16 protein-coding genes are annotated in these 13,083 nt (G+C 40.8%); 12 read left to right on the forward strand and 4 right to left on the reverse strand.

The window, feature by feature from the left end; all coding sequences use genetic code 11:
• Positions 1–23 precede the first annotated feature (23 nt).
• Positions 24–239 carry a hypothetical protein gene (locus tag WG954_RS03755; RefSeq protein WP_340433803.1) on the forward strand — a complete coding sequence of 72 codons (216 nt, stop codon included), beginning with the start codon at positions 24–26 and terminating at the stop codon, positions 237–239.
• A 1-nt stretch (position 240) separates the two neighbouring features.
• Positions 241–414: a hypothetical protein gene (locus tag WG954_RS03760; protein WP_340433804.1), complete on the forward strand. Its 174-nt coding sequence runs from the start codon at positions 241–243 to the stop codon at positions 412–414.
• A gap of 357 nt (positions 415–771) precedes the next feature.
• On the opposite strand, the gene WG954_RS03765 is transcribed toward WG954_RS03760, so the two are convergent.
• Complete coding sequence (locus WG954_RS03765) at positions 772–987, reverse strand: hypothetical protein (RefSeq protein ID WP_340433806.1); 216 nt, start codon at positions 985–987, stop codon at positions 772–774.
• Positions 988–1,243: 256 nt separating this feature from the next.
• On the opposite strand from WG954_RS03765, the gene WG954_RS03770 reads away from it, so the two are divergent.
• From WG954_RS03770 to WG954_RS03800, 7 genes are all read left to right on the forward strand, one after another.
• Positions 1,244–1,600 (forward strand): hypothetical protein, encoded by a 357-nt coding sequence (locus tag WG954_RS03770; RefSeq protein WP_340433809.1) that lies wholly within the window; start codon positions 1,244–1,246, stop codon positions 1,598–1,600.
• Between the two features lie 10 nt (positions 1,601–1,610).
• Entirely contained in the window at positions 1,611–2,264 is a 654-nt protein-coding gene (locus tag WG954_RS03775; protein WP_340433810.1) for a hypothetical protein, read from the forward strand.
• A gap of 44 nt (positions 2,265–2,308) precedes the next feature.
• A complete protein-coding gene (locus tag WG954_RS03780) occupies positions 2,309–2,974 on the forward strand; it encodes a sensor histidine kinase (RefSeq protein WP_340433813.1) in 666 nt (221 codons plus the stop codon).
• Positions 2,967–3,617: a response regulator transcription factor gene (locus WG954_RS03785; protein ID WP_340433814.1), complete on the forward strand. Its 651-nt coding sequence runs from the start codon at positions 2,967–2,969 to the stop codon at positions 3,615–3,617. The genes WG954_RS03780 and WG954_RS03785 overlap by 8 nt, the downstream gene beginning before the upstream one ends.
• A 47-nt stretch (positions 3,618–3,664) precedes the next feature.
• Positions 3,665–4,033: a helix-turn-helix domain-containing protein gene (locus tag WG954_RS03790; RefSeq protein ID WP_340433816.1), complete on the forward strand. Its 369-nt coding sequence runs from the start codon at positions 3,665–3,667 to the stop codon at positions 4,031–4,033.
• Positions 4,034–4,148: 115 nt separating this feature from the next.
• Positions 4,149–4,598 (forward strand): MauE/DoxX family redox-associated membrane protein, encoded by a 450-nt coding sequence (locus WG954_RS03795; RefSeq protein WP_340433818.1) that lies wholly within the window; start codon positions 4,149–4,151, stop codon positions 4,596–4,598.
• 34 nt (positions 4,599–4,632) lie between these two features.
• The gene (locus WG954_RS03800) at positions 4,633–5,016 is read left to right on the forward strand and encodes a hypothetical protein (RefSeq protein WP_340433820.1); all 384 of its coding nucleotides are present in this window, start codon (positions 4,633–4,635) and stop codon (positions 5,014–5,016) included.
• Positions 5,017–5,067: 51 nt separating this feature from the next.
• Here the strand turns inward: WG954_RS03800 and WG954_RS03805 are convergent, their stop codons facing one another.
• The 3 genes from WG954_RS03805 to WG954_RS03815 form a co-directional block, all read right to left on the reverse strand.
• The gene (locus tag WG954_RS03805) at positions 5,068–6,429 is read right to left on the reverse strand and encodes a RagB/SusD family nutrient uptake outer membrane protein (protein WP_340433822.1); all 1,362 of its coding nucleotides are present in this window, start codon (positions 6,427–6,429) and stop codon (positions 5,068–5,070) included.
• 250 nt (positions 6,430–6,679) lie between these two features.
• Positions 6,680–9,880, reverse strand: a complete 3,201-nt coding sequence (locus WG954_RS03810; RefSeq protein WP_340433824.1) for a SusC/RagA family TonB-linked outer membrane protein — start codon at positions 9,878–9,880, stop codon at positions 6,680–6,682.
• Positions 9,881–10,000: 120 nt separating this feature from the next.
• Positions 10,001–10,825 carry a carboxypeptidase regulatory-like domain-containing protein gene (locus WG954_RS03815; RefSeq protein ID WP_340433826.1) on the reverse strand — a complete coding sequence of 275 codons (825 nt, stop codon included), beginning with the start codon at positions 10,823–10,825 and terminating at the stop codon, positions 10,001–10,003.
• Positions 10,826–11,326: 501 nt separating this feature from the next.
• Here WG954_RS03815 and WG954_RS03820 point away from each other — a divergent pair.
• The 3 genes from WG954_RS03820 to WG954_RS03830 all read left to right on the forward strand — a co-directional run bounded on the left by WG954_RS03820 (position 11,327) and on the right by WG954_RS03830 (position 13,066).
• Positions 11,327–11,587: a helix-turn-helix domain-containing protein gene (locus WG954_RS03820; RefSeq protein WP_340433828.1), complete on the forward strand. Its 261-nt coding sequence runs from the start codon at positions 11,327–11,329 to the stop codon at positions 11,585–11,587.
• 67 nt (positions 11,588–11,654) lie between these two features.
• Positions 11,655–12,020, forward strand: coding sequence for a hypothetical protein (locus tag WG954_RS03825; RefSeq protein ID WP_340433830.1), 366 nt, complete (start codon positions 11,655–11,657; stop codon positions 12,018–12,020).
• 158 nt (positions 12,021–12,178) lie between these two features.
• Complete coding sequence (locus WG954_RS03830; RefSeq protein ID WP_340433832.1) at positions 12,179–13,066, forward strand: trypsin-like peptidase domain-containing protein; 888 nt, start codon at positions 12,179–12,181, stop codon at positions 13,064–13,066.
• Positions 13,067–13,083 lie beyond the last annotated feature (17 nt).

Below are 13,083 nucleotides of genomic sequence, written 5' to 3' on the forward strand. Positions count from 1 at the left end.
TTTTCAAATCACAAATTCAAAACATGAAAAAGATTTTGAAACGTGCGAAGCGACGTACGCCGAAGTTCTTTAAACAGGTACGGAATATTGGTGTGGCCCTGGCGGGTGTGAGTGCAGCCATTCTTGCAGCGCCTGTTGCATTGCCTGCTGTGCTGATTAAAGTGGCCGGTTACTTAGCAGTTGCCGGTGCGGTTGCAGGGAGTGTGAGCCAGACGGCTGTTACGAATGAACGCAACTAGTATGCAGCATCCGTCTTTTTTGAAAACAGGAACGGCCGGTGGAACGATCACGATTCTTTTTGCAAATATCAATGCAGATGATTTGTTGAAGACAGTGGTGCTAGCTGCTGTTGGTGCGGCGGTGAGTTTGGTTGTGAGTTTTGTGTTGAAGAAGATGTTTGGGAAGAAGAAATAGTTACACTGGTTTGAGAGCCCCGATTTATTTCGGGGCTTTTTTATGATGCTACGCTGCGCTTGCATTTTCTTTTGTCACTTTTTGCTCCCGAAGATGCTTCGCTCATCGGGACAGGTTGTCCAAAAAGTAACCAAAAAGGAGCCCGAAAACCAATATACAGCCTGGTTTTCGGTTTACGCCTTGATCGAGTTTTGTACTACTGTGATGAAGTGCATTAGTACTTGCATGAACATTTCATGTGTGGCATGTTGCTTTTATGCAACTTGTTTCCTACGTGCGTATTTGCGATCCCTGATTGTTTGGCGAAGCAATCTGAGAAAATAATGAAGAATGAACAATGAATGTTGAAGTGATGTGTCAGGATTGGAGGAAGTCTTTGATGAGTTCTTCATCGATGCCGGTGAAGAGGGCGAATTCTTTGATGGTGATGAATTCGTCTTTGGATTTGCCGAGGGCGTTGCGGATCTTTTGAAGAAGCTGGCGTGCTGTGCGACCACGACGGCCGGTGATATTCTCAACATCTTTTGGATAGAGTACAACACGGGGAGGAATCCGGTTGGGTACTGTTTTCATGGTTTGGTGTTTGGTCAGGGAATAATTCAATTACTCTAAGCTATTTTATGGTGATCGTAATTACAACAGGGTTTACCCTCTTGTGATGAAAAATATAGTTATGTATTTTGACCGGGAAGCGGAGGGTTTACCCTCCTGCTGCGGCAGGGTAAACCCTCCCGTTAAAGGAGGGTAAGCATATCATATGTGGAGGGTTAACCCGCTTGTTCTATGTTTTATAAATGTGGTGCTTTGTAGTTCACCAAATCTATATTTTATGAGCCATTTTATTTCCCTCCAAGAAGCCATTGATATGACCACATTGTATCGTCAGGAACATGAAAACATTCTGAAGTCTGCTTACCAGAACCAGAATATTTTAGCCCGTTCGGAAGCTTTTGACCGTGCAGCTTTTGATACGTTGTTAGCAAAAAACGGTTGTGCCGGCTTACGTATTTATTATGGTATGGATGAGCAATTGAAAGTACATGCCATTATTGTACCCACAGATGCGAACGGCAATGATATTCTGCCATCGCAATCATTAACATCAACCGAAGAGGGAGACGATATTGCAGAGCGAGGTTTACGATGCCCGGATATATGCCCGGATCCATCAGTCTTAAACAGTTAAAGATTGCTTTATGGTTTTTGAAACACATGTGATTTTCAGTTTAACGGCAGGTGCCGGTGCATTGATTGGCTGGATCAGGATTAAAAAAACTGATCCGGCCTATTTGCCTTTTATTCTCTTGCTGACTGCAGGTTTTGTAACTGAGCTGGTCAGTTTGATTGTGATGGAAAACGGTTATTCGAATGCTGTTTATTATAACCTGTTTGCTTTGGCAGAGGCCCTACTTGTAACGCAATTGTTTTACCGTTTAGGATTATTCAAGAATAAGAAACGATACGTGGCCCTGCAAGTGTTTTATGTTGTTCTCTGGTTGTGTGAATGTGTGTATCACCTAAGCACTACCAGTTTTAATACTTACTTTATTGTGATTTACTCAACCGTACTTGTGTTTCTGGCCATTGACCTGCTGCATGAATTATTATTTCAGATGCCTCATAAGTTATACCGTAATCCTGTTTTCCTGATCTGTATGGGTATGATTGTTTATTTTACTTATACCATTATTGTGGAATTATTCTGGTTTTACGGACTCAATCAAAGCAGTACATTCAGGATACGTATTTATGAGGTGTTCTCTTATATTAACCTTTTTACAAACATCCTTTTTATCCTGGCCACATTATGGATACCATTGAAACGAGAATATATACTGCATTCATTATAAGTGCTGCAGTTATCGGGGCTTTGCTACTATATTTTGCGGTTAAGATGTATCGCAACCACCGAAAGCACTTTATTTTTTTAAGCAACTTTTATCTGCAGGAAGTGGAGTTGCTGGAGCAGGAACGCAACCGGATAGCCCGTGATCTTCATGATGAATTGGGACCACTTGTATCTATTGCACATTTGCTGATCCATAACAGTAAGGGAGCTGCAGAGGAAGACCGTGAATATTTAAGTAAAGCCGAACAGAGTTTGCATGAGTTAACTGAACGTTTCCGTGAAATTGCCAAAAACCTTACGCCGGATGTATTAAGCGGTAAAGGGTTGCATTTGAGTATTGAACGTTTTCTTAACCGGTACAGCAGCGTGAGTACAATTCAATTTCAATTTAACTGTAAGCTGAGTAAAGAACCTGCGCAAAATTTCGGTTTACAAATTTACCGGCTTGTACAAGAGCTGGTACATAATGCCATTAAACATTCTGATGCGAAAGAGGTTACACTCACTCTCGTTGAGCGAAACGGACTGATTCATCTTTTTTATAAGGATGACGGTAAAGGCATGGAAAGTGATTTCAGCAAAGATGGTATTGGCATTAAGAGTATGCGCAGCAGAGTGACCATGCTTAACGGTTATATGGAGATGAACAGTAAGCATGGCAAGGGAACAGAATTTTATTTTGCACTACCAATAAACAAACATTATGAGTAACCCCATCAAAATTGTAATTGCCGATGATCATTCGCTTTTCAGAGAAGGTATTCAATTGCTGCTGAAAAAAGAAAAAAGTATTGAACTGGCGGGAGAAGCATGTGACGGAGAGGCATTGCTTGCTTTAATTGAAGATGTAAAGCCGGATGTTGTTATTACAGATATTGATATGCCGATCAAAAACGGCGTTGAAGTGACACGTATTGTAAAGCGTGCACAACCCAATACAGGTGTATTAGCATTGACGATGTTTGGACAAGAAGAGCTTGTGGTTGATATGATGGAAGCAGGTGCGAATGGCTATTTATTAAAAAGCAGCAAGAAGGAAGAATTGCTGCAGGCTATACAGACTGCCAGTGAAGGAGGTTCTTATTTCTGTGAGCAAACCAGTGTGCAGTTGAGTAAAATGATTGCTGCAAGCAAAGTGTCCAAGAAACAGGAAGAAGCAGATTTATCCGCTACTGAAATTGAAGTTATGCGGCTTATCTGTGAACAAAAGGCTAACAAGGAAATCGCAGATCAGTTAGAACTGGCTGTAAAAACAATTGAGAAAATAAGGACTAAGATATTTGAAAAGACAGGATCAACCAATTTAGTGGGTGTTGCGATCTATGCGATTAAGCATGGTTATTACAAGCCCTGATAACAGCGGAAAGATGCATCAATCAGTGGTGGTTTGTTTGCATCGATATGAAGAAGACAACAATATTTATAATAAGCCGTGAAGAACGGAAAGTACTTGCTTCGTTAAAGAGCCGTATGCGAAAAATGCCGTGGCTTGACTACGGCATTCAAAAGCTTGTGATTGAAACAGGCATTAACCGGACCAAGCTTCAACAAAGCTTTTATTTTTTATTTGGTGTGCCTATTCATGTGTACCTGCTTGAGCAGCGAATGACATTTGCAAAAAAATTACTCAGACAAACAACGTTACCTGTGAAAGCAGTAGCTACTCAAAGCGGATTTAAAAGCGAAAAGTATTTCTTTCGATTCTTTAAGCAGAAGACATCCTCTACACCCATCGCCTACCGCAAACGAAGTAAGAACCCAAAACCCTGATTGTTAAAAGTGCACTTCTTTCTGACAATAGTGCACTTCTTTTATTTGCATTTCAATTTTTGAATTCAGAATTTTAATCTTTGATACAGTGGTTGATTCGTCTTTAACTAATAAGATGAAAAAGCTACCTGTACTACAAATTGCATCGAGCCTGCTGATACTGCTGTTTGCCTACACCGCTTTCAGTAAGCTATTTGATTACCGGGCATTCACCCAAACACTTTCGGAATCACCACTGATTCATAATGGAGCAGACACTATTGCCTGGTTGCTACCCGCAACTGAGTTAGTAGTTGTTCTGCTCCTGTTTTTTGAACAAACAAGAAAGGCCGGCTTGTATGCTTCGCTTGTGTTGCTATCTGTTTTTACTCTTTATATCGGGATCATGTTGTTGTTTGTTAAAGAACTGCCTTGCAGTTGTGGTGGTGTGCTGAACAAGATGAGCTGGAAGGAACACTTGTTTTTTAATGCTGGGTTTCTTGTTATTAATCTTATTGCTATTGGAAGATTTCAGTTATATGAACTTCTCAACTTTCTACGTAGGCAGGGTATGCCGAAAACCTGAAACAGAGTAGGCGATCATTTTTAAATTTTAGTTTATGAAAAAGTATTTATTGAGTATGAGTGCAGTTGTAATTGCTGTATTGCTTGTTGCCTTTACGCAACCAAGGAAAAGTGCCACGCAAGAAGACATGTATGTGTTTGAATTTGATCATACACAAAGCGGTGGTTATGATGAAGCCAATGTTGAAAATGAAAGCAATACTTACTGGAAGTATATCGGTAAGAATCTTTCATTATGTGACAATGATCCTACAAAAGCCTGTCGTGTAGCTGTAACCAGTTCGTATGTCAATAACCCTACTACACCAACAGCTTTATCAGGTGTGACCATTCAAGCTACTGAAAGCTCGACAGGTGTTGCTTATGTAACAAGTATTACAGATGCTCCATCGATCAATCAACTTTCGAATAAGGAATAGTAAGAAGAGCATGTATGAAAACAGAAGAGGCCTGCGATGCAGGCCTCTTCTTTAATTCTGTTGTATTCCAGTTATTTGGATAATATCGGTTGGCAGCGGCAGGGCATAATAGTTTGCATTTGGTTGCAGTGTATATATTTGACCTGCTATTTTTCTGGTAAGTATAATTGCTGCATTTTCTTTGTTGAGACGTTTGATATCCATCCAACGAAGGGCACGCATACACAATTCTTTACGACGTTCGGCAAGTATGATTGTGAGGGCTTCTTCTTTTGTATTAGCTGTGAAAGCAGGAAAGGGAACTGTATTCTTCCAACGTTTTATCATGAGCTTATTGACATCGTTCATCGCTTCTGTTACCCGACCTGCCCGTGCATGTGTTTCTGCTCTTATCAATAACAGTTCAGCTGTTGTTATTCCTGAAAAGAACTGTGAACCACTTCCCGTATAATTTCCTTTGAACTGATAGTAACCTGTGACCGGACGGAAGAACGCTGTTTTGCGTAAATCGTTATTGTTGTATTGTGCATACAGCATTGTGTCGATTCTACCGGTTGATGTGCGGTGAATAGCAAAGTTTGTATTTGTTTCGGTATAGAAGATGGTTTCTTTATTAAACCGTTTAAACGGAACGTTTGACGTAATGCTTCCATTGATATCACTATCGGCATTGTAATCTATCAACTCATTTCTCAGCTGCAAACAACGACCGGCATATACAAAGGCACTATCATATTTTCGCATTGATAAGTATGCACGGGCCAGCAAGCCATAAGCTGCGGCTTTTGATGGACGCATGCAATGAACCGGATGATCGGGTAAAAGCATGATGGCTTGTTTTGAATCGTTAATTACTGCATTGTATGAATCCAGTACAGTTGCTCTTACAGAAGGCACATTAAAGTCGGAGCTGTTACGAAGGACAATACCCAGATCGGTTGTTGCTGCAGCTTCATCAAATGCTTTTGCGAAGACCCATAGTAAGTTGAGGTAGTTATACGCCTTGAAGAACAGCGCTGAGCCTTTGACATTTTTCCATGCTGTTTCATTGGTTGTATTTACCGGGATTTTATCCAGTTGTTCCAAACAAAAATTTGCATTGTAAACAGGCAGGTATGCTTTGGACCAATCGTTTTGAAATTTATACTCACCCCTATTCCATGTGTATATTCCCTGTTGTTCGACCGGTAATGCGTTAAAATTAGCGTCTGGTAAAAAATAGTCATCGGCTGATGCTTCTCCGAAGGAAGGCGATTGTTGAATATTCATGTATTGTGATTGATCGAGCAATGCCTGGAGGTCTTGCAGTTTGGTTGGTACTGCGAGTTTGTCATCGGGTTTTTTATCGAGATATTTTTTGCAGGAACTGATTGAGAGGATAAGTAACAAGTATAGAAATGATTTGTATTTCATGTTTTGTTGTTTTGATTGATTAATGTTTTTTTCTTTGTCCCTTTTTTGCGGAAAAAAGTAACTCCCGCAGGGACGGGACAGGCAAAAAGCCGCCCGAAAAACCCCGCCTGCGTCGGGCAGGGATTACCCCCCGTTTTCGGGATTGTACCCTGATTGAACTTTTGTACTACTGTCGCTTCAACTTTTGTTGATTGTTGTACACTTTGTGTGCTACAGGTTGATGAATAGCATAGTTTCTGGATTTTGATGATTAAAATGTAGCTCTGAGACCAAAGGCAAATGATGCAGGCGGTTTAGGACCTGATGGAAAATCGGGATCAATACGCTCTTTGTTGGCCGTCCACAGGATGCCAAGGCCCGAAGCATTGAACCATGCTTCGATTTTTTCTACATTTTTATTTTTCATTAATGATGGTAATGTGTAATTGAGATTAATATATTGCAGGCGCAACTGATCGCCTTTGCGAATGTGTATTTCTGCACTACCGTAGAACCCATCTCTATTGCTATTGGCAGGGTATTGAAAAGAAGGCACATTCGTGAATGCTTCATCGCCTGGTTTGAGCCACCTGTTGCTGTATTCTTTATTACCATAACCGTTACTGATTAAGCCGCTATAACTTATTGCAGGTTTGCTGAACCAGTACCCGAGTTTATATGCGATGTTGAAGGAGAGCTCGAGCTGTTTGTATGAAACGGTATTGATGACTGAACCGAAGTAAACAGGAATGGATGAACCAATATAAAAGACCGTTCCATTTTTTAATCCTGATTGAGCGCCTTCCATAGCGATGGCAGAATAATTGGTACTCAGCTGACCATTGAGATAGCCCTGGGGATTTCCAAACTGATCGAGACCGCCCCATTTGTAAGCCGCTTTGCTATACAATGGTTTACCAATAACTGGTGTGATGTTTTTTCCTCCACCTAATAAGCGGCTGAGCCTTAGTGATGCCGCTTCGTAATAACGGGTGGTTTTACTCGTGTTGTAATTAAACAGAAGAGTTGTTGACCATTTAAACGATTGATTGATGTTGAGTGTTGTGAGCTGGAGATCGATTCCCCTGCCTTCCATATCGCCAGCATTTGTAACAATTGTATTGAGTACTCCCCATGTTGTATAATCGTAAGGTGTTTCTGCATAGAGATCTGTTCCTTTTTTGATGAAGTATGCTGCAGTTAATGCAATGCGATTGTTTTTTGAAGCAGCTTCCACTGCGATGTTTAACTGACTTACTTTTTCCCAACGAAGGCCGGGATTGTTGAGCGTGCCAATGGCAGCAGCAGGCAGGTTTGTATTGAAATCACGGCCATAGGATGCGACGGGTAAAGCTGTTCTGCTTAAATCGACATTGCCGCTATAGCCAAAGGTTGATTTGAGTTTTATGTAAGGCAGCCAAGTAAGCTTATAGAATTTTTCTTTTGAAAGTTCCCAACCCAGACCAGCTGACCAAAGCGGTTTCCATTTATCGTTTGTGGTGGCACCAAAGAGATTGGAGCCATCTTTCCGTGCACTTGCCGTGAGCGTATAACGCTGGCGAAAGGTATATGCAAGATTTGCGTAGAATGAAAGAAACCTGTTTGCTGTTGCGGCAAATGCCGGGGGGCCAGCAATGCGTTCATAATTGCCTGTTATAAACGTTGGATAACGATTTACATGATCGACGTTTGTAAATGCCAAGGGATCACTGTTATAACCATAATAGATGAAACCGTTTTTGTTTGCCAGCACTTCCCTTATCTCTGTTCCTGCTAAAGCGGTTACCCGATGATTTGCCCAGGTTTTATTTGCATTTAACTGTGCCCTTGCATTCTGACTTTTGATTGAACCGTTGAAGATGTTGATGATATCTCCAACCGGAACAATGTAGTTGACAATGCCTGTTGACCTGTTTAACTGACTGAATAGATTTATGGTATTGCGAGTATCAAAACTTTGTATACCTGCCCTTGACTCTGTTGTGCTATTTTGTAACTGGTACTGGTATTTGAGATCGAGGTTTAACCATTTTGTAATTGTGTAGTTGAGACCAAGCGATGCCATGAGCTCATTGGTGTGGGTGGTGCCTTTGTTGTGTTTGTAATCTTCAAGCGGATTGTATTGCCAACTGAGCAGTTTGCCTGCACCGGCAGTATCCGTATAGTTTTTATTATACAATGTGGATATGGGTAAGGGATTGCCATCGGGATCAGCAAATTGCATGTAAGGAACATAGCGGCCATTGATGCCCGTTAGTGTATTGTACGCCGGTTTGCCTGTTACTGATTTACTGTTAGTATAATATACTGCTACATCGATGAGCAGTTTCTTATGTGGTTTGTAGGTATTATTAAAGCGAAGATTGAGTTTATCGAAAGTGCTGCTTAGATGATCATTGCTTTTATCGTAAGCGGCTGCCAGTAACCATGCAAGATTTGTGGTGCCGCCCCTGAGATTAAGTGCATATTGTTGTGTGGCTGCTTTACTGTACACCTGTTTTTCATAGAGCTCCCTGCTATTGATATTTTTTAATGCATTGATCTGTGCAGCAGAATCGGCAGCGGAAAGCAGGCCGGTTTTACGTTTATTAAATACATCTACAGCCGGAGAAAAAGCCCTGTATTGCTCGGCAATTATGCTATTAAAGTAACCTTTGTTAAACAGAAACTCTTCGAGATCGATGTACTCAGTGCTGCTGATTTCGGGGATGGCCGACATGCCTGGTTTGTTTGTAACAATAAATGATGAAGAGAATTCGAGTTTCATCTTTTGATTGAAGCGGCTCTTTTTTGTTGTGATGACAATAACGCCGTTGCCTGCCCGTGCACCCCAGATGGACGCAGCGGCAGCGTCTTTTAATACTATTATGCTCTCGACATCATTCGGGTTGATATTAGCGATGTTGCCTTCGTAAATAAAATTGTCGACAACAATGAGGGGGTCGAGCGGGCCGTTGATGGTGCCGAGACCACGTACGGAAATACCCGTTTTACTTTGTGCATTGCCGTTGCTGTATCCTTCGTTGAACGACAGCCCTGCTGTGACCCCCTCGAGGCGTTTCAAGATATTGGTACCGACTTGCTGGTTGAGTTGTTTGTTGGTTATGGTAGTGATGGCACCGTTGGTTTCGTTTGGTTTCAGTTGCTGGTAGCCGGTGTTGATAGTTATTGTTTCAAGGTCGACAGTTAAGGGTTGAAAGTTAAGGGTTATGGGTTGGGTTACCGATGCGGCAGTGATCACTATTGATTGCGGCTGGTAACTGATGTGTGTGATTAACAAAGAGTCGGGTAAGGTGGAAAGTGTGATGCTGAATGTGCCTTTGTTATTTGTTGTAACTGTTGTTTTGTTTTTGACAGCAGTTACTGTTGCATTGGGGACGGGTTGGTTTTCGTGGTTGCGGATGGTGCCGGTGAGGGTTTGGGCTTTTACAGATGTTGTAAGTAGTGTGAGGAAGATGATTAGTATTCTCATGATTTAGATAGTTAAAGGTTATGAGTTAAAAGGATCGTGAGTGGTGAGTCGTGAGTGGTGAGGCCCCCTCTGTATCTCCCCCTTGAAGGGGAGAAAAGAAGTCTTCGTAGGATGCAGTTTTTATGGCGAGTGCCCTTCGGCTGCGCTCAGGATGTCGTTTTTTGTTTTCATGGGGTTGGGTTTGCCAGAGAGGACTGACTGAATGTTTTCTTTTGTGAGTGCGGAAGAGGCTGTGATGGCGACGACTTTGTTTTGATAAAGCCATACATAGTGCGGCAGGAAGAGGCGTGGAAAAAGTTGCTGCAACTCAGGACCATCTTCGATGGCTATGGGAAAACGGATGGTGGTTTTGGGTGAACTGTTTCTTTTGATGAGATAGTTGTGAATGGCCTCACCAGTATCTGCAGTTGTAAGGGTGTTGTTGACAAGGATGGGTTGTAACTGTAAAGGAAACTGCTTTTGCAATGAATCGAGCTTTGAAAAGCCTTTTAGACAGGAGCTGCACCAGGTGGCCCAAAAATCGAGGATGACGAGTTTGTGGGGGAGTTGTGAAAGATCGATCTGCTGCTGGTACGTGTTGAGGAGATTGGATAATAAAAACGGGGGCATGGTATCGCCAATGGCGAGGGGTTTTAACGTGTGGTTCTCTGCTTTATTAAAGTTTCGTTTGAGCAGCACCGTTATGAGACCCCTCTCATTGTTAGGAACGGTTTCTGTTTTGTAACCATGGCAGGTGATGCGGATGGAATCGAGAGCAGAAGTGTTTTTTAGAACAAACTCTCCCTGTTTGTTTGTGAGGGTTGTGTTGTTACTGTAGAGCACAGTTACTGTTGCGCCAGCAATCGGAAGGCCGGAAGCGTTGATGACATTGCCTTTGATGGTGACGGGCCTACACATGCTTAAGCAAGGACAAAGCATTGCCAGGCAATAAATGAGATGTTTCATTTTTGCAGAATGGTTTAGGTGTTTGCAACTAAGAAGAAGCAAACGGGTGATTAAATAGCCGGGAAGTTTGTAGTAAGGCGGGAAGAAATAAGTACTACAAAATGTATTAACCGTGATCCTGTGGTTTGCAAGTGAACTTCGTTAAGAGCAAATAAAATGCTTTGTGAATGAAATAAACTTTCATAGCAAAATATAATTAGCTAAGAAAGTCATATGTAAGGGGGCGAAAAAGAACGAACCCGTCTTACCGTCAGTGGTACCGCCAGGCACCCGGAACACGATAAGCTGATAGGGCCCGTTCTAAGCAAATATAGAACGGGCTTGCTCTATCATCTCGTGTTCCTAAAATAACTGGCGGTTTTCTGAACGAGACTCTTTAGCGAAGCACCTACTTTTTATTTTGAAGCAGGTTAAATTAATAATGAGATCAAATATAATACTATTTTTGAAAGTAGTCTATATGGCTTACCTATTTTTTTTAAATAAACACCAGCTTGCATTATGCCTGCTAAGCTGGACAATATTGATATTAGTTTGAAACTCGCAATTGCTAAGAGATTTGCAGAAATTAGAAAAGATTCTGGCAAAACACAAGAGGCTTTTGCCCACGAGTCGGGGAGAGATAAACAGTCTTATAATAAGAATGAAAAGGGTAAAGGAGCAACTATTTATACAATAAATAAATTCTGTATTGAGAATGGTATGACACTTAAAGAATTCTTTGATTCGCCATTATTTCACACAAAAAGGGGAAAGAAATAATTACAAAAGGGTGAAAACACTATAGTTTATTTCATAACTATTTTGCATATTGGCGAGAAACTAATTTATGAGAATCCTTTTAATCCCATTGCTTTTGCTATTTGTAGCCAAAAAGAGCTATTCGCAAAAAGTTATACCACTTGAAGATATAAATAAACACATTGGAGATAGTGTAACCGTATGCGGCAAAGTAAGTGGTGTACGTTTTTTAGAAACCTCAAAGAATACTCCCACCTTTATTAACCTTGGCCAAGCTTTCCCTAATCATACTTTAACAATAGTTATCTGGAGTGATGTAAGGAAGCAATTTGAAACTGTACCGGAAGTATTGTTTAAAGATAAAGAGGTATGCGTTACCGGTAGGATTGAGTTGTTTCGGGAGAAAGCGCAGATTGTGTTGAGGAGGAAAGACGATGTATTTGGGAGAGACTGATATTGTGGAGTTGTACTTTACGCCTGAGAGCGTATTTGAATTGGCATATGAACAATTGAGTTGAAAATACCGTGGAAAGACGAGTTAGAGGCTGAGGGCAGTTTTTATATTGAGTTTTGCAAATACACACTTTAGTTGTCATTTAAACCCCAATTATCATGTTCGTAGATTCCATCGAAGAGGTCTCTAGATTTACAAGACCTGTTCACATAATTACTAGAAATTATAAAGAGACAATTGTAAGCCCAGGTGCAGCGACATTATTCTTTATTAACGAGGAAGGTGTTGCTATTACTTGTAGGCACGTTATAGATCTAATAGGTAATCGACACGCAATTAACGATCACTATGAAAAATTCAAAGTTGAAAAAAAAGCAATAGGAAAAAACAATAAATATAATCAAAGAATAAAGGCATTGGAAGCTTCCTATAACTTTAAGGATGGCGTAACTATTCAACTTCAAGAATTATTTGTTGCAGTTACAAGTGAACAATCTTTAAGTTACCGGTGGATAAATCACCCCAAATATGATTTATCAATAGTGATTTTTGAAGACTTCAAGAGCCCACTTTATCAATCTTATGCAAGGTTTTTGAAAGATAGCAGCAGTTTAAAGCAAGGCAAGTTCCTTTGCAGATTGGGATTTCCATTCCCAGAATTTACAAATTTTCAATATGATGCAGCCACCGATAATATTATGTGGACACAGGTTGGGCAAATTGATACACCAAGATTCCCAATAGAAGGTATGTTAACAAGACATTTAATAAATGACGGAGAAATATTTGGTATTGAGCTAAGTACTCCAGGCTTAAGAGGGCAAAGCGGCGGCCCACTATTTAACAACGACGGCATAATTTGTGGGATGCAAACAAGCACGAATCATTTGCATCTTGGTTTCGATATGAAAAATTTTGAGTATAATTCAAATGGGCATAAAATAAAAGTAACCAACCAGCCCTTTTTACATGTTGGACAGTGTATTCATGTCAACGTCATAAAAGATTTTTTAAAGGCCAATAAAATAAAATTCTACGAGGAATAAGATTGTGTTCAATGACA

The sequence above is a fragment of the Lacibacter sp. H375 genome (assembly GCF_037892425.1).
GTDB lineage: Bacteria > Bacteroidota > Bacteroidia > Chitinophagales > Chitinophagaceae > Lacibacter.

What these genes read in the sequence shown, in the direction of transcription:
- WG954_RS03820 (WP_340433828.1), top strand. Translation starts at nt 11,327, where the DNA reads ATGCCTGCTAAGCTGGACAATATTGATATTAGTTTGAAACTCGCAATT.
- WG954_RS03825 (WP_340433830.1), top strand. Translation starts at nt 11,655, where the DNA reads ATGAGAATCCTTTTAATCCCATTGCTTTTGCTATTTGTAGCCAAAAAG.
- WG954_RS03810 (WP_340433824.1), bottom strand. Translation starts at nt 9,880, where the DNA reads ATGAGAATACTAATCATCTTCCTCACACTACTTACAACATCTGTAAAA.
- WG954_RS03830 (WP_340433832.1), top strand. Translation starts at nt 12,179, where the DNA reads ATGTTCGTAGATTCCATCGAAGAGGTCTCTAGATTTACAAGACCTGTT.
- WG954_RS03785 (WP_340433814.1), top strand. Translation starts at nt 2,967, where the DNA reads ATGAGTAACCCCATCAAAATTGTAATTGCCGATGATCATTCGCTTTTC.
- WG954_RS03780 (WP_340433813.1), top strand. Translation starts at nt 2,309, where the DNA reads ATGTATCGCAACCACCGAAAGCACTTTATTTTTTTAAGCAACTTTTAT.
- WG954_RS03755 (WP_340433803.1), top strand. Translation starts at nt 24, where the DNA reads ATGAAAAAGATTTTGAAACGTGCGAAGCGACGTACGCCGAAGTTCTTT.
- WG954_RS03795 (WP_340433818.1), top strand. Translation starts at nt 4,149, where the DNA reads ATGAAAAAGCTACCTGTACTACAAATTGCATCGAGCCTGCTGATACTG.
- WG954_RS03800 (WP_340433820.1), top strand. Translation starts at nt 4,633, where the DNA reads ATGAAAAAGTATTTATTGAGTATGAGTGCAGTTGTAATTGCTGTATTG.
- WG954_RS03770 (WP_340433809.1), top strand. Translation starts at nt 1,244, where the DNA reads ATGAGCCATTTTATTTCCCTCCAAGAAGCCATTGATATGACCACATTG.
- WG954_RS03765 (WP_340433806.1), bottom strand. Translation starts at nt 987, where the DNA reads ATGAAAACAGTACCCAACCGGATTCCTCCCCGTGTTGTACTCTATCCA.
- WG954_RS03790 (WP_340433816.1), top strand. Translation starts at nt 3,665, where the DNA reads ATGAAGAAGACAACAATATTTATAATAAGCCGTGAAGAACGGAAAGTA.
- WG954_RS03775 (WP_340433810.1), top strand. Translation starts at nt 1,611, where the DNA reads ATGGTTTTTGAAACACATGTGATTTTCAGTTTAACGGCAGGTGCCGGT.
- WG954_RS03815 (WP_340433826.1), bottom strand. Translation starts at nt 10,825, where the DNA reads ATGAAACATCTCATTTATTGCCTGGCAATGCTTTGTCCTTGCTTAAGC.
- WG954_RS03760 (WP_340433804.1), top strand. Translation starts at nt 241, where the DNA reads ATGCAGCATCCGTCTTTTTTGAAAACAGGAACGGCCGGTGGAACGATC.
- WG954_RS03805 (WP_340433822.1), bottom strand. Translation starts at nt 6,429, where the DNA reads ATGAAATACAAATCATTTCTATACTTGTTACTTATCCTCTCAATCAGT.